The organism is Streptomyces sp. NPDC031100, assembly GCF_055570785.1.
The window spans coordinates 96,901-116,124 of record NZ_JBVIGN010000013.1 but is presented as its reverse complement, the minus strand read 5'-3'; the positions used below and the strand labels follow the sequence as shown (position 1 = coordinate 116,124).

The window sequence follows — 19,224 nt, the reverse complement described above, 5'->3', positions numbered from 1 at the left end:
GTCCATGAGCACCCCCCAGGCCCCCCTCCGCTGGTACGGGGACGGGTACCCGAGCGTGGACCCGGCCGGGATCAACCAGGTCCTGAGCCGGGTGGAAGAGCCCTGCTTCATCGTGTCCACGGCCCCGGGCGCAGGCGTGGTCGCCGGCGGCACGGCCGTCGCCGGCGGGGACGGGCCGGGCGTCCTGGCCGCCGCCCCGGCCCTGCCCCCGCAGCGGCTCGGCTCCGCCGGGTTCCGCGCCGCGCACGGTGTGCGGCAGTCGTACATGGCCGGGGCGATGGCGGGCGGCATCGCCTCCGCCGATCTGGTGATCGCGCTGGCCCGGCAGGGTTTCCTCGCTTCGTTCGGCGCGGCGGGCCTGCTGCCGGAGACCATCGAGAAGGCGCTGGCCCGGTTCGCCGCCGAGATCCCGGGACTGCCGTACGCCGTCAACCTGATCCACAGTCCGAGCGAGGACCGGCTGGAGCGCGAGGCGGTCGAGCTGTTCCTGCGCCGGGGCGTGCGCTGCGTGGAGGCGTCGGCCTTCATGGGGCTGACCCCGCATCTGGTCCGCTACCGGCTGGCCGGACTGCGGCAGGACCCCTCGGGGCGGGTGGTGGCCGGAAACCGCGTCATCGCCAAGGTGTCCCGGGCGGAGACCGCCGAGCGGTTCATGCGCCCCGCCCCGGCCGCCCTGGTCGACACACTGTTGCGGGAGGGTCTGGTCACCGCCGAGCAGGCGCGGCTCGCCCATCTGCTGCCGCTCGCCGACGACATCACCGTGGAGGCGGACTCCGGCGGGCACACCGACCGCCGCCCGCTGCCCGCGCTGTTCCCGGTCATCCTGCGGGTGCGCGACCAGATCCAGCGCGAGCACCGCTACGCCACCCCGATCCGGGTCGGCGCGGCCGGCGGCCTCGGCACCCCGACCGCGGTGGCCGCCGCGTTCGCGATGGGCGCCGCCTATGTGGTGACGGGTTCCGTCAACCAGTCCTGTCTGGAGTCCGGCACCTCCCCGGCCGCCCGCGAGCTGCTGGCCCAGGCGGACGTCACGGACTGTGCGATGGCTCCGGCGGCCGACATGTTCGAGATGGGCGTGGAGCTGCAGGTGCTGCGCCGGGGCTCGATGTTCGCGATGCGGGCGCAGCAGCTGTACCGGCTCTACCAGGCGTACGACGGCATCGAGGCGCTGCCCGCCGAGGAGCGGGCGCGGCTGGAGTCGCAGATCTTCCGGCGGCCGCTGGAGGACGTCTGGCAGGAGTGCGTGCGGTACTTCGCCCGCCGTGACCCCGAGCAGCTGGACCGGGCGGCGGACAGCGCGAAGCGCCGGATGGCGCTGGTGTTCCGCTGGTACCTGGGCATGGCCTCGCGCTGGGCGGTGACCGGCGAGGCCGACCGGTCGGCCGACTACCAGATCTGGTGCGGTCCGGCGATGGGCAGCTTCAACGCCTGGGTGTCCGGCAGCTATCTGAAGACCCCGGAGAACCGGACGGTGGCCGATGTCGCCCACCACCTGATGCGCGGGGCGGCCTTCCACACCCGGATCGCCCAGCTGGCCACGGCGGGCGTGACCCTGCCGTCGGCGGCGGCCGACTACCGCCCGGTGCCGCTGGAGCTGCCCGCCCTGACGGCGGCCGTGTGATGGGCGCGCTGACACCCGAGAAGGTGGAGGAACTCCTCGGCGATCCCGACGACCCGGCCAGCCCGTACGGGTTCGCCGCCGCCGTCGCCCGGGACGAGGCCGACGCCCACCCGGACGAGCTGTGCGACCGGCTGGTCTCGGCGGGGTTCCATCTCAACTACCTGCCGAAGGAGTGGGGCGGCGCGTTCGAGTCCTTCGACCGCAGCCTGACCCTGGTGCGCGCGGCGGCCCGGCGGGATGTGAACGTGATGCCGGGCACCATGTTCGGCATCATCGCCGCCACCTGTCTGCAGCTGCACGGCGACGAGGACCAGCGGACCCGGACGGCGGACATCCTCACCCGGGGCGGCACGGTGGCGTTCGCGCTGACCGAGGCCGAGCACGGCAGCGACCTGCTCTCCGGAGAAGTGCGGCTGGACGACGACGGGCTGCTGCACGGCGAGAAGTGGATGGTCGGCAACGGCCTGCGCTGCGAGGCCGTGTACGTGGTGGCCCGTACCGGCGCCCGCGGTCCGGGGGCGTTCTCCGCCTACCTGCTGGACGCGGAGTGGGCCGAGGGCCACGGTCTGGTGCGGGAGCCGGCCGCCCGCACCGGCGGCATGCGCGGGGTGGACACCGCCCGGCTGCGCTTCGCCGGCGTCCCCGTCCCCGAGCACGCCCTGGTGGGCAAGGTGGGTCAAGGGCTGGAGGTGGCGGTCCTCGCCCAGCAGGCGGTCCGGCTGATGAGCATGGCGGGCAGCCTCGGCTGCGCGGACACCGCGCTGCGCCTGACCCTCGGCTTCGCCGCCGAGCGCCGGGTCGCCCGGGTGCCCCTGCTGGAGGTGCCCCATCCGCGCCGGGACCTGGCCGTCGCCTCGGCGGCGCTGCTCGCGGCCGACGCGGTGGCGCTGGCCGCCGCGCGGGGCGTGCATGTCGTACCGGAGGTGTTCAGCGTCTGGGCGCTCGCAGCCAAGCACGTGGTGGCGGAGGCCACGGACGATCTGGTCCGGCGCTGTGCCGCCGTGCTCGCCACGCGCGCGGTCCTGCGCGAACAGGCGCCCGGCGCGGGCATGTTCCAGAAGATCCAGCGGGACACGGCGGTGGTCAGGGTGATCGACGCCAGCCCGCTGGCGAACCTGCGCGCCTACGCCGCCCAGATCCCGGCCCTGGTCACCAGGGACGACGCGCCCGCCGCGGACACCGTGCACCGGATCTTCGCGCTGGACGCCGAGCCGCCGTCGTACGACCCCACGCGGCTGGACCTGGTCGCGCGCGGCGCGGACCCGGTCCTCGGTGCTCTGCCGGGGGTCGCCGCCGGCGCCCTGGAGCACCTGGGCGACGACCCGGCGGCGGCCCTGGTGCGCCGGCTCGGCGGTGCCGTGACCGGACTCGGCCCGCGCGCGGCCGCCGTACGGGAGCGGGACGCCGATCCCAACGCGCTGGTGGACCTCGCCGAGCGGTACGCCTGGGTGCACGCGGCCGCCGTCTGCCTGCACCTGTGGTGGCACAACCGGGAGCGGCCGCTGTACGGCGCCGAGCCGGGTGCCACCGGCTGGCTGCGGGCGGTGCTCGCCTATCTGCTCGCCCGTGCCGAGGGCGTCGACCCGCGCCGCCACGGCCCCGATCTGCTGCCCGCCCTCGACACCACCCTGGCGCTCGGCCGGGCCGGGCGGCTGATGACCGCCGTGCCGGTGCGTCTCGCTTCCGCCTCTCACCCGATGGAGGACTCCTGATGTCCCAGGCCGAGTTGACCGAACTGGCCGAGCGGCTCGAGCAGTACCTCGGCGATCCGCACGACCCGGCGAGCCGGATGTCGTTCGCCGAGGTGCTCGACCACGACGAGCGCGACGCCTTCCCGTACGGGTTCGTCGGCCTGCTGCGCCGCTGGGGGTTCCTGGACTACGGCCTGCCCGCCGAGCAGGGCGGCAAGGCCGGCAACCCGGAGACCGGGTTCACGCTGATGCGGCTGGTGGCGCGGCGCGACGGGGCGACCGCCATCGCGCTCGGGCTGACCAACGCCGCGTTCACCCCGCTGTGGATCGCGGGCACCGACGAGCAGAAGCGGCGCCAGATCGACGCCGTCCACCAGGGCGTCGGACTCGCGTGGGGGCTGTCCGAGGCCGCGCACGGCAGCGATCTGCTGAGCAACGAGGTCGTCGCGGAGCGGGTGGCGGGCGGCTACCGGCTCACCGGGGAGAAGTGGCCGATCGGCAACGCCACCTTCGCCGACCGGATGTTCGTCTTCGCGCGCACCGGGCCGCGCCAGGGCGCCGGGGACTACTCGATCCTCGTGGTCGACAAGTGGCGGGCCGACGCCGAGACTGTCCGGGAGACGCCGCTGCTGAAGCTGCACGGCGTACGGGCCCTGGACCTGAGCGGGCTGCGGTTCGACGGTGTCTTCGTCCCGGAGTCCGACCTCGTCGGCGCCGAGGGCCAGGGCCTGGAGATCGCCCTGAAGACCAGCCAGACCGCGCGCCTGGTCATCCTCAGCCTGGCCCTGTCGGGCGTGGACACCTCGCTGCGCACGGCGCTGGAGTTCGCCCAGGACCGGATCCTGTTCAACCGTCCGGTCGTCGAAGTGCCGTACACCGGGCGCCAGTTGGCGGAGTCCTTCGCCGACCTGATGGTCGCGGACGCGGTGTGTCTCGGCGCCGTGCGCAGTGTGCAGACCTCGACCGGGCAGGTGAGCGTCTTCTCCTCGGCGGCCAAGTACCTGGTGCCGACGCTGCTGGAGGAGACCCTGGCGCGGCTGAACGTGGTGCTCGGCGCCCGGGTGTTCCTGCGCACCCACCCGCGCTTCGGCATGCACCAGAAGATGCTGCGCGACATCCTGGTGACCAACATGGCCGACGGGAACACCGTCGTGAACCTGCGCAACATCGGCCACCAGCTGGCCGCGCTGCTGGAGAAGGGCCGTACCGCCGACGCCGACGTGCGCGCCGAGGCGGCCGCCCGGACGGCCGTGCTCTACAGCATGGACGCCGAACTGCCGCTCTACCGGCCCGCGTTGCAGGAGCTGTCCAACCGGGGCCTGGACGATGCGGTGCTGGCCGCGCCCGACTCCCTGATCCGGCTGCGGGTGCTCGCCGACCGGGCCACGGACAAGGACCGCGACCGGCTGCTGCTGGCCGCCGACCTGGCGACCGAACTGCTCGGCCGCCTGCTCCCGTTGGAGGAGCGCGCCGACCGGCTGCGCGCCGAGCTGGGCCGCGGCTACGCGCACTCGGCCGAGCTGTTCGACCTGGCCAAGGAGTACTGCCTGGTGCACGCGGCCGCCGCGTGCGTGCACACCTACGTGCACTCGCACGGCCTGATGGCCGAGCCGCTGCCGAGCCCTGCGCTGCTGCTGCTCCAACTGGAGCGGATCAACCGGCGGTTCCACCCCTACGGGGCCTACCACGACCCGGCCGCCGTGGAGGAGGTGCTCGCCGTGCTGACCCGCCTGCACGAACACAACCGGCTGCTGTCGCACTGGCCGATCACGCTGGCCGAGCGGACCGCGCCCACGGAGGGGGCCCGGTGCGCGGAAGCCCGCTGACGCACACCGCCGCCGGGCCGGACACGGGGGTGGCCGACCTGTGGACCCTGCCCGAGCACCGGGTGCCGGAGCTGGCCGCGCGGATGGGCGGCCCGGACCTGCTGGCCCCGGACGAGCGCACCCGGCACGACCGGCTGCTACGGACCGGCTCCCGGCGCCGCTTCCTGGGCGGGCGGCTGCTCGCCCGGCTGGCCCTGGGCGCCCGCACCGGGCTGCCTCCGGACACCTGGCGGTTCGTCCGGGACGAGAACGGGCGCCCGGAGCCGCTCCCGGACACCGGGCTGCGCTTCAACCTGTCCCACACGGACGGTCTGATCGCCTGCGTCCTCACCCGGGGGCGCAGCTGCGGTGCGGACGTGGAGCGCGTCCCCTTCGACGCGGAGAAGGCGCGCCTGCTGAACGCCTTCCTCGGCCCCGGGGACCCGGACCTCGCCACGAGCGAGCGGTGGGTGCTGGCCGAGGCCTACCTCAAGGGCGTGGGCGTCGGTCTCGCGGGAGGCGCGAAGGACCTCCGCTTCCGGCACCGGGGCGGCGGGCGGTTCACCGTCGCCGACGCGCGCCGGCCGGACGTCGCCCACCGCTGGCGGCTCGAGCTGCTGCGCCCCTCCGAGCACCACCTCGTGGCCGTGGCGACCGAGGGCGGCGGCACGGTACGCCTCCGCGAGCCCGCCACCGGCCCCTCCCCCACTCGCGGTACCTCCCTTCCCGACCCTCTGCGACCGTAAGGACCCGCCATGTCCCAGCACACGCCGACCGTCGCCGTGATCGGCGCCGGCCCCGCCGGTCTGTCCGCCGCCTACCGTCTGCGCGACCGTGCCCGGATCACCGTCTTCGAGCGCGAGGACCGCCCCGGCGGCCACGCCAACACCGTGGAGGTCGAGGAGAGCGGGCATGTGCTCGGCCTGGACACGGCGTTCATCGTCTGCAACCGGCGCTTCTACCCGCAGCTGACCGCGTTCTTCGACGAGCTCGGGGTCGACACCGTGCCGCATCCGGGCGGGTTCACCTTCTTCGACCTCGACAGCGGCCTGGAGTACGGCACCGAGGAGCTCGAACTCGACGAGAGCGCGATCGAGGAGCGCTACGCCGCCGAGTACCCCGGATTCCCGGACGTCTGGCGGGAGGTGCGCCGCTTCCACGAGGAGAGCCGGCGGGACTTCGTCCGGGGCCGCGCCGACCTGTCGATGGGCGACTACCTCGACCGGGGCGGATACAGCGAGGAGTTCCGCCACTCGTATCTGATCCTGCTCTGCTCCGCCGTCTGGTCGGTGCCTGCCGAACTGGTCTGGGAGATGCCCGCAGCCACGGTCATCGCGTTCTTCGTCGGCCACGACGAGGGCGGCCTCGGCGGCCGGCGGGTGGACTGGCGCACGGTGGGCGGCGGTTCGATCTCCTACGTGCGCAAGGCGCTCGCGGCGATCGGCCCCGACCTCAGGGTCTCCTCGCCGGTCACCGCCGTACGGCAGGAGGCGGACGGGGTCATCGTGACGACGGCCGCCGGGTCGGAGCGGTTCGACCACGCGGTGCTGGCCACGCACGCCGACGAGGCGTTCGCGCTGCTGGAGAACCCGACGAGCGCGCAGCGGACGGCGCTGGAGGGCGTCCGCTACAGCCGGTCCCGGGTGGTGCTGCACACCGACCCGTCGCTGATGCCCACCGACGCCGGGAGCCGGCGGGCCTGGAACTACGGCAAGGTCCAGGTGGACGGCGCGACCCGCTGCTTCGTCACCTACTACCTCAACCGGCTCCAGGACTTCGAGGCCGAGCGGGACTACTTCGTCACGCTGGACCCGCCCCGCCCGTTCGACCCGGACACGGTCATCGCCGCGTTCGACTACACCCACCCGGTGATCGACATGGCGCTGCGCGAGCGGCAGTCCGTGATCTACCGGGCCAACGAGGGCACCCGGGTCAAGCTGGCCGGGTCGTACTTCCACTCCAAGGAGCTGGGCCCGGATCTGATCGGCTCCCACGAGGCCGCGTTCTCGGCCGGGGCCGAGGCCGCGGCCGAGATCCTGCGCGAGCTGTCCTGACCGGTCTCAGCGCTCGGTGTGCCGCCGTGCCGACTCGTTCTCCTGGGCCATGCGCCTGAGCGCCAGCAGCGCGGGCTCCAGGAGGACGGTCAGCAGCAGGGCACGCTCGGCCAGCTCCAACGGGTCCTCGATGCCGTCCAGTTGGTCGAGATCGAGGACCGCGGTCCGCTCCGCGAGGCGGGCGTACGGCAGCAAGGTGTGCCAGTCCAGCGGGACGCCCAGCGAGCGCAGCGAGGTCAGGGTCTCGGCGAGCGCGGCGCGAGCGGGCGCCCTCTCGTGCACGTCCCAGCCCAGCTCCTTGACCAGCGCCTCGACTTCCGCCCCCTCGGGGGCCTGCTCGGGGGGCTCCTCGGCCAGCCGGATGGCGCCGAGGGCGAGGCCGAGGCTGCGGTGGGTGTCGCCCGTGTGCTGGTCCAGGGCGTCGAGGAGGTCCTTGGCGGTGCTGACGGGCAGCCCGCGGACCGTGGTCAGCGCACGGATCAGGCGGAGGCGGCGCAGGTGCTGCTCGTCGTACTCGGCCTGGGTCGCCGCGGTCTGCCGGCCGGCCGGGAGCAGGCCCTCCCGGAGGTAGTACTTGATCGTCGTCACGGAGACGCCGCTGCGGCGGCTCAGCTCGGACATGCGCATCGGTTCGGCTCCGCTCTTGAAAACTGGATACCTCTACTGTCTAACATAGATAGTAGAGGTATCCAATTTCTGGCCCTCCACTTCGTCCTGCCTCTGACCCAAGAAGGCCGTAGCCATGCCCACCCTGCCCTGGACCAGCGTCAACAAGCCCGCACCGGACGCCGCGGCGTTCGTCATGGCGTCCCGTCTGGAGGTCCGCTCCCTCAAGGACGTCCCGCGCTTCTTCCTGAAGTCCCTGGCTGCCTGGAAGCAGGTGTCCGGCGCGCCCGGCGCCTACGGCGCCTCACTGATCGCCGAGCCCTTCAAGCGCACCTTCTGGACGCTCTCGGCCTGGCAGGACAAGGACGCCCTCTACACCTACGCCCGGACCGAGCCGCACAAGTCGATCATGACCGGGCTGCGGCCCGTCATGAAGCACTCGGTCTTCACGTTCTGGCAGGTCCCCGCGGCCGACCTGCCCCTCGACTGGTCCGACGCGAAGCGCCGGCTGGCCGAGCAGGACACGCACGCCTGACCCCCGCCCACCCCATCAGGAGACCCCCGCCATGACGCTGTCCGAAGAGACCCCGGTCCTCGACGACCCGGTCCCCACCCCCGCGCCGGAGGGCCGCCGCGTACCCCTCTGGCTCGCGATCGTCGCCTGCAGCGTGCCCATGTTCATGGTCGCGCTCGACAACCTCGTCGTCTCCACCGCGCTGCACACCCTGGCCGTCGACCTGAAGGCCGACACCCAGGAACTCCAGTGGTTCGTCAACGCCTACGTCCTCAGCTTCGCCTGTCTGCTGATGACCGGTGCCGCGCTCGGCGACCGGTTCGGCCGGCGACGGTTGTTCGTGCTCGGCATCGTGGTGTTCACGCTGGCCTCCGCGGGCTGCGGACTGGCCGACACCAGCGCCCAGTTGATCACGTTCCGGGCGATCCAGGGCTTCGGGGCCGCGGCCGTGATGCCGCTGTCGCTGACCCTGCTGTCCCAGGCCGTGCCGGAGCGGATGCGCGGACTGGCCCTCGGCCTGTGGTCGGGGATCAGCGGCCTGGCCGTCGCGATGGGCCCGGTGGTGGGCGGTGCGGTGGTCGACGGGCTGGACTGGCGGTGGATCTTCTGGATCAACGTGCCGGTGGGTGTCGTCGCCGTCCCGCTCATCCTGCTGACGCTGCGCGAGAGCTCGCTGCCGGGGGTCCGCCTGGACCTGATCGGCATGATGCTGGCCGCCGCCGGACTGTGCGCGGTGGTGTGGGGCATCGTGCACGGCGACACGGACGGCTGGAGCTCGGCGAAGGTGCTGGGCGCCTTCGCCGGGGGTGCGGTGCTGCTCGCCGCGTTCGTCCTGTGGGAGGCCAGGGTCGCGGAGCCGATGCTGCCCCTGTCGTTCTACCGGGTCCGGGCCTTCACCCTCACCAACATCGTCTCAGCGGCGATGTACTTCGGGGTCTTCGGCTCGCTGTTCCTGCTGGCCCAGTACCTCCAGATCGTGCCCCCGCGCACCCCGCTGGAGGCCGGTGTCCGCACCCTGGCCTGGACGCTGATGCCGATGTTCGTCGCGCCGGTCGCCGGTGTGCTCACCAACAAGGTCGGCGGCGGCCGCCTCATGGCGCTCGGCCTGTTCCTGCAGGGTGTGGGCCTCGGCTGGATCAACCTGGTCGCGGACACCGACACCGCCTACTCGTCGATGGTCGGCCCGATGATCGTCGCGGGCATCGGCATGGGCTTCGTGTTCGCCCCCACGGCCGCGGTGGTACTCGGCTCGGTCGCCAAGGAGCACGCGGGCAAGGCCTCCGGCGCGAACACCACGGTCCGGGAGATAGGCGGGGCGCTCGGCATCGCCGTCCTCAGCACGGTGTTCACGGCGCACGGCGGCACCCGCAGCCCCCAGGAGTTCGTCGACGGCCTGCACCCGGCGGTGTGGGTCGGCGTCGCCGTGGTCCTCGTGGGCGCGCTGTGCGCCCTGGGCATTCCGCGCTCGCGGAGCGCGGCGTCCGAGGAGGCGTGAACGCCTGACAGGCGTGAGGTCCGGCCACCGGGTACGGGGGCCGGACCTCACGCGTCGCCGTAGGCTTCTCCGCCCAGCTCGAACCCGGCCGTGCCCGCCGTCGCATCGGCCAGCCACGCGCGGAAGGCGTCCACGTCGGCGTCCGGCAGGCCGATCTCGATGGTGACGGCCTCGTCGTAGCGCACGTCCCGGACCTCGCGCCCGGTGGACCGCAGGTCGTTCTGGACCTTGCCCGCGCGCTGGTGGTCGACGGTCACCGTGGCCAGCCGGAAGCGGCGCCGGGTGAGCGTGCCGAGCGCGTCCAGGGCCTCGCCGACCGCTCCGCCGTAGGCCCGGATGAGCCCGCCCGCGCCGAGCTTGACGCCGCCGTAGTAGCGGGTGACGACGGCGACCACGTACCGCATGTCGCGGCGCAGCAGCATCTGGAGCATGGGCACCCCGGCGGTGCCGCCCGGTTCGCCGTCGTCACTGGCCTTCTGCACCCCCGCGTCGGCGCCGATGACGTACGCCCAGCAGTTGTGCGTGGCGTCGGCGTGCTCCTTGCGGACGGCCGCGATGAACTCCTGGGCCTCCTGCTCGGTGGCCGCCGGGGCGAGGGCGCACAGGAAACGGGAACGGTTGACCTCGGTCTCGTGCACGCCCGCGCGGGCGACTGTGCGGTACTCGTCCTGCATCCCGCCAGCCTATGCGAGCCCCGGGCCGTCCTTGATCGCGGTGTACGGCGGCCGGGCCGGGCTACTCCTTCCCCTTCTCCTTCTTTCCGCGCGGCACGATGAACGACGTCAGCAGGGCGGTGCCCGGAGCCAGGGCCGGCCAGCCGGTGCCACGCCAGGTCAGCACGGCGACCGCGGCGGTCGGGAACTTCTCGCGGACCCGGTCGAGCGTGTCCTCCAGACCGTCACCGGCCAGCTCCAGGACCAGCTCCTCCAGCCCCGGGTTGTGCCCGACCAGCAGCAGCGTCTCCACCTCGCGCGGTGTCTCGTGCACGACCTCCAGCAGCTCCGGTACGTCGGCCGCGTACAGCCTGCGGTCGTGGCGCACCGGGGGCGGTGTGCCCCACTCGGCGGAGGCCAGCTCCCAGGTGCGGCGGGCGCGTACGGCGGTGGAGCACAGGGCGAGGTCGGGCAGGCAGTCGGCCTCGGCGAGGGCGCGCCCGGCGGCCGGGGCGTCCCGCAGGCCGCGCGGCGCGAGCGGACGCCGGTGGTCCTCGACGCCCTCGGGCCAGGCGGACTTGGCGTGCCGCAGAACCACCAGCCGGCGCAGCGGGCCCGCGCCCGCCCGCTCGATCATGCGAGCCCCCCGAGGTCACGGGCGAGGTCGAGGGCGAGCAGGCGGTCCGCGTAGACGTACGTCTCGAACCGGGCGCCGTCGGGCAGCCCCGGTGCGCTCTCCACATCCCGCAGCACGTCCAGCACCCCGGGCAGGTCGAGATCGTCCTCCCACGCGGCCCGCAACCGCGCCCGCACCGCGTCGGGCACCGGCCGCGAGGGCTGCCGCGCCCACCGGGCGACGGCCTGCCGCCAGCGAGCGAGGCTCCGTGCGGCCTCGTCGAGCCGGTCCGCATCCAGCCGTGCCGTCGTGCCGCGGGGGACGGAGAGGAGGGCGAGGCGCAGGGCGGTGGGGTCGGCGAGGAGGTCCGGGAGATCGAGCGGGTGACGGCCGTCCGGCCCCGTGGCCACCACCGGTGCGACGGCCAGGAGCGGGCCCTCGCCGGGGATTCCCTCGGTGTCCGCTCCCACCACGTGGATCGCCTGCGCCTCGCCCAGCCCCGAGGCGAGGTCGCGGCCGTCCTCGAAGGGGCGGATGGCCAGGGTGGTCGCGGCCTTGCGGAGTTCGGCGTGCCGGCGGGGCGCGGTGAGGATCGTCCAGACCGGAGTGCCGCCGAGCTCCAGGGCGCGGACCAGGACGTCCGCGGTGAGCAGGACCCGCAGGGCCGTCGGATCGAGGCCGGTGGCGTAGGCCTCGATGCGGGTCAGGCCGCGGCGGGCGGGCGCGGCGGAGACGGGCTCACCGGTTCGGGCGTCGAGGATGTGCAGCACGGCCCGAGCGTAGGCGCGCGGGCGGCCGTACGCAGGCACCTTGCACCGATTCAGGTCACCGTGGCGGGGTAGCGGGGGGAATCTGCACCCGGTGGGCGCTGTTTCCCCGACGACCATCCCCACACAGCCCGAGGAGGCCGCCGTGTACGACGACGAAGCGACGATCCGCAGGATTCTGACCGAGCTGGGTGACACCTGGGCGGTGGTCGGCCTGTCCGCCAACCGGCGGCGGGCCGCGTACGGGGTCGCGCAGGTGCTGCAGCGCTACGGCAAGCGGATCGTTCCGGTGCACCCGAGGGCGGAGGCGGTGCACGGCGAGCAGGGGTACGCCTCCCTGGCGGACATCCCCTTCGCGGTCGACGTCGTCGACGTGTTCGTCAACGGCGAGCTGGCCGGCGGGGTCGCCGACGCGGCCGTGGCGAAGGGCGCGAAGGCGGTCTGGTTCCAGCTCGGTGTCGTCGACGAAGCGGCGTGCGTACGGACCCGGGCGGCGGGCCTGGACATGGTCATGGACCGGTGTCCGGCGATCGAAATTCCCCTCCTGACCTAGTGTTACTCCCTCTTCATCACAATCCGGCGCTGAATATTGACATTCGGGTTGGGTGTCTGACCTGTGCAAAGCCAGTTCCCAAGACGGACAAGATCCTAGGTCAAGATTTGGTAATCAGTCTTTTGCCGACACGGAAAGCCTTCCTAGCCTGTGGCGTCCTTGCTCGTTAAATCTGCGTTTTCGATCTGAGAGGCCACTTGACATGGTGAAAGTCGACCATGCCGCGCCTATAGCCACGAAGGACGCCGGCGGCCTGCGCCGCGACGTCGGGCTCATCGGTCTGATGTGGGCCTCGGTGGGCTCCATCATCGGCTCCGGCTGGCTGTACGGCGCCGAGAAGGCGGTCGTCGTGGCCGGCCCCGCGGCGATCATCTCGTGGGTGATCGGCGCCGTCGCCATCGTCCTGCTGGCGCTCGTGCACGCCGAACTCGGCGGCATGTTCCCGGTGGCGGGCGGCACGGCCCGGTACCCGCACTACGCGTTCGGCGGTCTGGCCGGCATGTCCTTCGGCTGGTTCGCCTGGCTGCAGGCGGCCACCGTGGCCCCGATCGAGGTCGAGGCCATGATCGGCTACGCCGGTCACTGGAAGTGGGCCCAGAGCCTGCTGCACGCCGACGGAACGCTGACCACCAGCGGTTTCGTCACGGCCGTCGTCCTCATGGCCGTCTTCGTCGGCGTCAACTTCTTCGGCGTCCGGGCCCTGGCCCACACCAACAGCGCCGCCACCTGGTGGAAGATCGCCGTCCCGCTCGGGGCGATCTTCGTCATCGCCGCGACCAACTTCCACGCCAGCAACTTCACCTCGGAGGGCTTCGCGCCCTTCGGCGCCAAGGGCGTGCTCGGCGCGATCAGCTCCAGCGGCATCATCTTCGCGCTGCTCGGCTTCGAGCAGGCCATCCAGCTGGCCGGTGAGAGCCGGAACCCGAAGCGGGACCTGCCGCGCGCGACCCTCGGCTCGGTCGCGATCGGCGCCGTGATCTACGTCCTGCTCCAGGTCGTGTTCATCGCCGCGCTGCCGCACACCTCCTTCGCGCACGGCTGGGCCAAGCTCGACTTCCCGGGCATCAGCGGCCCGTGGGCGGGCCTCGCGACCCTGGTCGGCCTCGGCTGGCTGGGCTGGGTGCTCTACGTCGACGCGATCATCTCCCCCGGTGGCACCGGCCTGATCTACACCACCGCCACCTCCCGCGTCTCCTACGGCCTGGCCAAGAACGGCTACCTGCCGAAGGCGTTCGTCAAGACCGACAAGCGCGGCGTGCCCTGGTTCGGTCTGATCATGTCCTTCGTCACCGGTGTGGTCTGCTTCCTTCCCTTCCCGAGCTGGCAGGAGCTGGTCGGCTTCATCACCTCGGCGAGCGTGCTGATGTACGCGGGTGCGCCGCTGGCCTACGGCGTCTTCGCCAACCGCCTGCCGCACTTCGAGCGCCCGTACCGGCTGCCCTTCGGCAAGCTCATCTCCCCGCTGTCGTTCGTGGTCGCCAACCTGATCATCTACTGGGCCGGCTGGAACACGCTGTGGCGCCTGGGCTTCGCCATCCTGCTGGGCTACGTGCTGCTGGGCTCCTACGCCCTGTGGGCCAACGCCACGAACAAGCCCGACGCGCCGCGGATGGACTTCAAGGCCGCGCAGTGGCTGCCCGCCTACCTGCTGGGCATCGGCCTGATCTCCTGGCAGGGCGGCTTCGGCGAGGGCAGCAAGGGCAACATCCCCCTGTGGTGGGACATCCTCGTCGTCGCGGCCTTCTCCCTCGGCATCTACTACTGGGCCAAGGCGACCGCCTCGAAGACCGAGGCGATCGAGCGCAGCATCGACGAGGTCGTGGTCACCGACGCTCCGGCGCACTGACCTCGCATCTCCCCTGGTGTCCCGTCAGCCGCGGCAACTCCGCCGTGGCTGACGGGACACCGTCATAATGTGGGGGTGACGCACCCCTCCCCCCACCCCGGCTCCGCGCCCGAGGAACGCCGTACGGTGGTCGTCGTGGGCGCCGGGCCCGCCGGGCTCGCCCTCGGCGCCGTCCTGCGAGCCGCCTCCGTCGACTGCGTGGTCCTGGAGACCGAGAGCAGGCAGTTCATCGAGACCCGGCCGAGAGCCGGCGTCATCGAGGAATGGGCGGTCCGTGAACTCGCACGGCGCGGCCTGGCCGAGAACCTGCTGGCGCGCGCCCAGGTGCACGACGCCTGCGAGTTCCGCTTCGGCGGTGAGCGGTACCGCTTCTCCTACGGTGATCTGACGGGCCATCACCACTACGTGTACCCGCAGCCGTTGCTGGTGACGGACCTGGTGCGCGAGTACGCCGACGTCCGCGGCGGCGACATCCGCTTCGGCGTGCGCGACGTACGCCTGCACGACCTGGACTCGGACCGGCCCGCCGTGTCGTACCAGTGCCCCGAGACGGGTGAACGGCGGCTGCTGCGCTGTGACTTCGTCGCGGGCTGCGACGGGGCGCGCGGGGTGACCCGGGACGCGATCCCGGCGGAGCGCGCGCGGATCGCGCGGCAGGACGACGGCATCGGCTGGCTGGCGCTGCTCGCCGAGGCCCCGCCCTCCTCCGACTGCGTGCTGTTCGGCATCCACCCGCACGGGTTCGCCGGGCACATGGCCCGCAGCCCCGAGGTCACCCGCTACTACCTGCAGTGCCCGCCCGGCGACGATCCGGAGAACTGGCCGCACGAGCGGGTCTGGACCGAGCTGCGCACCCGCCTCGGGGCGGCCGGCGCGCCGCCGCTCACCGAGGGCCGGCTCATCGAGAAGCGGGTGCTGGACATGCACCACTACGTCGTCGAACCCCTCGTCCACGGGCGGCTGCTGCTGGCGGGCGACGCCGGTCATCTCACGGCGCCGATCGCCGCGAAGGGCCTGAACCTCGCCCTGTACGACGCCTTCCTGCTCGGCGACGCACTCGTCGCGTACGTCACCCGGGGCGACGCGAGCGGCCTGGACGGCTACTCGGCGGCGTCCCTGCGGCGGGTGTGGGACTACCAGGAGTTCTCGCAGTGGCTGTCGGACATCTATCACGGCGTCGCCTCGGGCGATCCGTTCCGTGCGGGCACCACGCTGGCCCGGCTGCGCCGCGTGTTCACCTCGCCCGCCGCGGCGGCGTCCTTCGCCGAGCAGTATCTGGGGGCGGCCGCCGCGTACTGAGCGGGACGGCGGCTCAGCCCTCGGGGGCGGCGGTGGCCTTCTCGGCGAGGCGGTGGTCGGCCACCTTCAGGGCCTCGCCGACCAGACGGCGCACATGGCCGTCGCGCAGCGAGTAGACCACGCGGCGGCCCTCCTTGCGGGTGGTGACCAGGCCCGCGAGGCGCAGCCGGGCCAGGTGCTGGCTGACGGCGGGACGGGCGGCACCGCACGCCTCCGTGAGCGTGGTGACGTCGGCCTCCCCCGCCGTGAGCGAGTGCAGCAGGGTGAGGCGGGTGCGGTCGCCGAGCAGCGCGAGGAGGTCGGCGGCGACCGCGAACTGCTCGTCGCCGGGGCTGCGCGGCTGCGCATGATGCGCAGGTGATAGGTGCATGCGTGCGCTCATACGCACATAATGGCCTCCATGGGCGCCGTCCGTCCATTCCCGCACACCGGAAGGTGATCCACGTGAGCGACCGGCACACCCACCAGCACGGCCAGGAACCCCATGACCACCGCCATGACCACGGCCGCCCCCACGCCTCCCCCGGTTTGCGGCACCGCCTCGCCCACCTCCTCACCCCGCACTCGCACGAGACCGCCGACAAGCTCGACCCCGCCCTGGAGTCCTCGGCGCGGGGCATGCGGGCGCTGTGGGTGTCGCTGGCCGTGCTCGGGGCGACCGCGCTGGCGCAGGCCGTGGTGGTGGTGTTGTCCGGGTCCGTGGCGCTGCTCGGGGACACCGTGCACAACGCGGCGGACGCGCTGACGGCCGTACCGCTGGGCATCGCCTTCGTCCTGGGGCGGCGAGCGGCGAACCGGCGGTTCACCTACGGCTACGGGCGCGCCGAGGATCTCGCGGGTCTCGCGATCGTGCTGACCATCGCCGCCTCCGCGGCGTTCGCGGCCTGGGTGGCCGTCGGGCGGCTGCTCGACCCGCGGCCGGTCGAGCATGTGCCGGTGGTCGCGGTGGCCGCGCTGGTCGGGTTCGCGGGCAACGAGTGGGTGGCCCGGTACCGGATCCGGGTGGGCCGGGAGATCGGCTCGGCCGCGCTGGTCGCCGACGGGCTCCACGCCCGAACGGACGGTTTCACCTCACTGGCCGTGCTGCTGGGGGCCGCAGGCGCGGCCCTGGGCTGGCACCTGGCCGACCCGATCGTGGGGCTGGCGATCACCGCAGCGATCGCCCTCGTGCTGCGGGACGCCGCGCGTGAGGTGTTCCGGCGGGTGATGGACGCCGTCGACCCGGCGCTGGTGGACCGGGCCGAGCGGGCGGTGCGTGCGGTGCCGGGGGTGCGCGAGGTGGGTGAGCTGCGGCTGCGGTGGATCGGGCACCGACTGCGGGCCGAGCTGGCGGTCGTGGTGGACGGCGAGGCGACGGTCCGCGAGGCGCACGCGATCGCCGTCGAGGCCGAACACGCCCTGCTGCATGCCGTACCGCGGCTCACGGCCGCCCTGGTGCACGCCGACCCGGCACCGGTGCCGGGCGGGACAGACCCGCATCTGGTGCTGGCCCATCATCTGCCGGCCCGGTCCACGGCGTGACGGCCTGCTCTCAGGCGACCCCGAGCCCTTCGAGCACGACGGCGCCGGGCAGCTCCGCGAGGGCCTTGCCCGGCACCAGCAGTTTGCCGCGCCGGCGCCCGCTGCCGACCAGGACGTAGGGCAGGTCGGCCACGGCCGCGTCCACCAGCACCGGCCATCCCTCGGGCAGTCCGACCGGGGTGATTCCGCCGTACTCCATGCCGGTCTCGCCGGTCGCGGTGTCCATCGCGGCGAACGAGGCCTTGCGGGCGCCCAGTTGGCGGCGCACCACACCGTTGACGTCGACCCGGGTGGTCGAGAGCACCACACATGCCGCGAGCGTGGTCTCGCCGCCCCGCTTGCCCGCGACCACCACACAGTTCGCCGACTGCTCCAGCAGGTCCTGGCCGTAGTGCTCCACGAAGACGGCCGTGTCGGCCCAGCGCGGGTCGGTGTCGACGTACACGATCCGGTCCGCGGGCACGTTGCCCCGCCAGTGGCGTACGGCGGCGGCGACCGGGGCGGTCAGCTCGTCCAGGCAGTCGGGGGCGGGGACGGCGGTGTCGAAGTCTCCGATGGGTGCGCGCATGGCCGCACGCTAACAGTCCGCGCGGCGGGCGTTCAGCGCACGGGCGGGACCGAGACGGCCATCACCATCTCCACGGGGACGTCCCCTTCGTTGCCGTACGTGTGCGGGGTGTCGGCCTCGAAGGTGGCGCTCGCACCCGCCGGAACGACGTGCTTCACATCGTCCACGGTGAGGGTCAGCTCGCCCGCGGTGACGTGGACGAGTTCGACGGTGCCCGTCGGATGCGGGTCGGACGGGCTGCGGTCGCCGGGCATCAGGCGCCAGTCCCACATCTCCAGGGGCCCGGGGGCCTCGGTGCCCGCCAGGAGCCGGTTGTAGCTGCCCGCCTCCGTGTGCCACAGCCGTACGGCCTGCTCGGCGGGGACGATGCGGACCTTGGGCCCCTGTTCGTAGTCGAGCAGCGTGGTGATGCTGATGCCGAGCGCGTCACCGATCTTGACCACGGTGCCGATGCTGGGGTTGGTGCGGGCCTGCTCGATCTGGATGAGCATGCCGCGGCTCACTCCCGCTCGGGCGGCCAACGCGTCCAGGGTGAAGCCGCGCTCGGTACGCCAGCGTTTGACGTTGCGCGCCAGGGACTGGGTCAGCAGGTCGAGGTCCGACACATCACATCCAGAGGGTTCACTATATTCAATTCCACAGTCCAACTAATTGAACTATGGTGTGGTGTACCTAGTCGTTCACTGCACTGTACTGCGAGGTGGCCCGTGACAGCATTGTTCGCGCTGACCACCAGTCTCCTGTGGGGTCTGGCCGACTTCGGCGGCGGGCTGCTGACGCGACGCACGCCCGCACTGACCGTGGTGGTCGCCTCGCAGGCGATCGCGGCGGCCGTGCTGGGCGTGATCGTGGTGGCGACCGGCGGCTGGAGCGAGGCGGGCCCTCGGCTGTGGTTCGCGGTCGCGGCCGGCGTGGCCGGCCCGGTGGCCGTCTTCTCCTTCTACAAGGCCCTCGCGCTGGGCCCGATGGGCGTGGTCTCCCCGCTGGCCACACTCAGCGTCGCCGTCCCGGTCGGGGTGGGCCTGGTCCTCGGCGAGCGCCCGGGGGCGCTGCAGGTCGCGGGCATCGCGGTCGCCGTCACCGGGGTCGTCCTCGCGGGCGGCCCACAGCTGCGCGGCGCGCCCGTGCAGCGGCGGACGATCCTGCTCACGCTGGTCGCGGCGCTGGGCTTCGGCACGGTGTTCGCGCTGATCACGGAGGCCTCGACCACCGTCACCGGGCTGTTCCTGTCCCTGTTCGTGCAGCGGGTGACGAGCGTCGCGGTGGGCGGCGCGGCCCTGTGCGCCTCGGTCCGGCGCGGCTCTCCCGCCCTGCCGGAGGGCGGCCTCCCGCGGACCGCGCTGCCGGCGCTCGCCTTCGTCGGGCTCGCGGACGTGGCGGCCAACGGCACCTACGCGGTCGCCGCCCAGCACGGCCCGGTCACGGTCGCGGCGGTGCTCGCCTCGCTCTACCCGGTGGTCACCGCGCTGGCCGCGCGCGGCTTCCTCAGCGAGCGGCTGCGCGCGATCCAGGCCGCGGGCGCGGGCCTCGCCCTGCTGGGGACACTGCTGCTGGCGACCGGCTAGGGCGATGCAGGGCCTCGTGGGGCAGGCGGGAAGGGGCGGACGGGTCCTGG

General features: G+C 73.0%; 19 protein-coding genes. 12 read left to right on the top strand and 7 right to left on the bottom strand.

The genetic code is table 11. The features are described 5' to 3' along the window. Window positions 1–4: 4 nt before the first annotated feature. Genes ACZ5DS_RS32210 through ACZ5DS_RS32190 form a run of 5 tightly spaced genes read left to right on the top strand, consistent with a single transcriptional unit; the run spans window position 5 to window position 7,171 of the window. Window positions 5–1,621: a PfaD family polyunsaturated fatty acid/polyketide biosynthesis protein gene (locus ACZ5DS_RS32210; protein WP_468245536.1), complete on the top strand. Its 1,617-nt coding sequence runs from the start codon at window positions 5–7 to the stop codon at window positions 1,619–1,621. Then, window positions 1,621–3,333 (top strand): acyl-CoA dehydrogenase family protein, encoded by a 1,713-nt coding sequence (locus ACZ5DS_RS32205; RefSeq protein WP_468245533.1) that lies wholly within the window; start codon window positions 1,621–1,623, stop codon window positions 3,331–3,333. Before ACZ5DS_RS32210 ends, ACZ5DS_RS32205 begins: the two co-directional genes overlap by 1 nt. Next, entirely contained in the window at window positions 3,333–5,138 is a 1,806-nt protein-coding gene (locus tag ACZ5DS_RS32200) for an acyl-CoA dehydrogenase family protein (protein ID WP_468245531.1), read from the top strand. Before ACZ5DS_RS32205 ends, ACZ5DS_RS32200 begins: the two co-directional genes overlap by 1 nt. Further along, window positions 5,120–5,863, top strand: coding sequence for a 4'-phosphopantetheinyl transferase family protein (locus ACZ5DS_RS32195; RefSeq protein ID WP_468245529.1), 744 nt, complete (start codon window positions 5,120–5,122; stop codon window positions 5,861–5,863). Before ACZ5DS_RS32200 ends, ACZ5DS_RS32195 begins: the two co-directional genes overlap by 19 nt. A 9-nt stretch (window positions 5,864–5,872) precedes the next feature. Then, entirely contained in the window at window positions 5,873–7,171 is a 1,299-nt protein-coding gene (locus ACZ5DS_RS32190) for an NAD(P)/FAD-dependent oxidoreductase (protein WP_468245526.1), read from the top strand. Between the two features lie 6 nt (window positions 7,172–7,177). Here ACZ5DS_RS32190 and ACZ5DS_RS32185 read toward each other — a convergent pair whose 3' ends face one another. After that, entirely contained in the window at window positions 7,178–7,798 is a 621-nt protein-coding gene (locus tag ACZ5DS_RS32185) for a MerR family transcriptional regulator (protein WP_468245524.1), read from the bottom strand. A 115-nt stretch (window positions 7,799–7,913) separates the two neighbouring features. Between ACZ5DS_RS32185 and ACZ5DS_RS32180 the strand changes: the two genes are divergently transcribed. After that, window positions 7,914–8,312, top strand: a complete 399-nt coding sequence (locus ACZ5DS_RS32180; protein WP_468245521.1) for a DUF3291 domain-containing protein — start codon at window positions 7,914–7,916, stop codon at window positions 8,310–8,312. 31 nt (window positions 8,313–8,343) lie between these two features. Continuing rightward, window positions 8,344–9,786, top strand: a complete 1,443-nt coding sequence (locus tag ACZ5DS_RS32175; protein WP_468245519.1) for an MFS transporter — start codon at window positions 8,344–8,346, stop codon at window positions 9,784–9,786. Window positions 9,787–9,833: 47 nt separating this feature from the next. On the opposite strand, the gene ACZ5DS_RS32170 is transcribed toward ACZ5DS_RS32175, so the two are convergent. The 3 genes from ACZ5DS_RS32170 to ACZ5DS_RS32160 all read right to left on the bottom strand — a co-directional run bounded on the left by ACZ5DS_RS32170 (window position 9,834) and on the right by ACZ5DS_RS32160 (window position 11,825). Further along, window positions 9,834–10,460 carry a YigZ family protein gene (locus ACZ5DS_RS32170; protein ID WP_468245516.1) on the bottom strand — a complete coding sequence of 209 codons (627 nt, stop codon included), beginning with the start codon at window positions 10,458–10,460 and terminating at the stop codon, window positions 9,834–9,836. A 61-nt stretch (window positions 10,461–10,521) separates the two neighbouring features. Next, complete coding sequence (locus ACZ5DS_RS32165) at window positions 10,522–11,076, bottom strand: SixA phosphatase family protein (protein WP_468245513.1); 555 nt, start codon at window positions 11,074–11,076, stop codon at window positions 10,522–10,524. Then, window positions 11,073–11,825, bottom strand: coding sequence for a hypothetical protein (locus ACZ5DS_RS32160; RefSeq protein WP_468245512.1), 753 nt, complete (start codon window positions 11,823–11,825; stop codon window positions 11,073–11,075). The genes ACZ5DS_RS32165 and ACZ5DS_RS32160 overlap by 4 nt, the downstream gene beginning before the upstream one ends. Window positions 11,826–11,967: 142 nt before the next feature. Here ACZ5DS_RS32160 and ACZ5DS_RS32155 point away from each other — a divergent pair, with 142 nt between their 5' ends. From ACZ5DS_RS32155 to ACZ5DS_RS32145, 3 genes are all read left to right on the top strand, one after another. Next, a complete protein-coding gene (locus ACZ5DS_RS32155) occupies window positions 11,968–12,375 on the top strand; it encodes a CoA-binding protein (protein ID WP_468245847.1) in 408 nt (135 codons plus the stop codon). Window positions 12,376–12,577: 202 nt separating this feature from the next. Then, window positions 12,578–14,221: an APC family permease gene (locus tag ACZ5DS_RS32150; protein ID WP_468245510.1), complete on the top strand. Its 1,644-nt coding sequence runs from the start codon at window positions 12,578–12,580 to the stop codon at window positions 14,219–14,221. Between the two features lie 75 nt (window positions 14,222–14,296). Then, entirely contained in the window at window positions 14,297–15,520 is a 1,224-nt protein-coding gene (locus tag ACZ5DS_RS32145; RefSeq protein WP_468245508.1) for a 4-hydroxybenzoate 3-monooxygenase, read from the top strand. Between the two features lie 13 nt (window positions 15,521–15,533). On the opposite strand, the gene ACZ5DS_RS32140 is transcribed toward ACZ5DS_RS32145, so the two are convergent. Next, a complete protein-coding gene (locus ACZ5DS_RS32140) occupies window positions 15,534–15,902 on the bottom strand; it encodes an ArsR/SmtB family transcription factor (RefSeq protein ID WP_468245506.1) in 369 nt (122 codons plus the stop codon). 62 nt (window positions 15,903–15,964) lie between these two features. On the opposite strand from ACZ5DS_RS32140, the gene ACZ5DS_RS32135 reads away from it, so the two are divergent. Then, window positions 15,965–17,041, top strand: coding sequence for a cation diffusion facilitator family transporter (locus ACZ5DS_RS32135; protein ID WP_468245503.1), 1,077 nt, complete (start codon window positions 15,965–15,967; stop codon window positions 17,039–17,041). Between the two features lie 10 nt (window positions 17,042–17,051). Here ACZ5DS_RS32135 and ACZ5DS_RS32130 read toward each other — a convergent pair whose 3' ends face one another. Together ACZ5DS_RS32130 and ACZ5DS_RS32125 are read right to left on the bottom strand one after the other, a co-directional pair. Beyond that, window positions 17,052–17,609, bottom strand: a complete 558-nt coding sequence (locus tag ACZ5DS_RS32130) for a YbaK/EbsC family protein (protein WP_468245502.1) — start codon at window positions 17,607–17,609, stop codon at window positions 17,052–17,054. 32 nt (window positions 17,610–17,641) lie between these two features. Further along, the gene (locus ACZ5DS_RS32125) at window positions 17,642–18,214 is read right to left on the bottom strand and encodes a helix-turn-helix domain-containing protein (RefSeq protein WP_468245499.1); all 573 of its coding nucleotides are present in this window, start codon (window positions 18,212–18,214) and stop codon (window positions 17,642–17,644) included. A 102-nt stretch (window positions 18,215–18,316) separates the two neighbouring features. Here ACZ5DS_RS32125 and ACZ5DS_RS32120 point away from each other — a divergent pair, with 102 nt between their 5' ends. Continuing rightward, window positions 18,317–19,174, top strand: coding sequence for an EamA family transporter (locus tag ACZ5DS_RS32120; protein ID WP_468245497.1), 858 nt, complete (start codon window positions 18,317–18,319; stop codon window positions 19,172–19,174). Window positions 19,175–19,224: the final 50 nt, after the last annotated feature.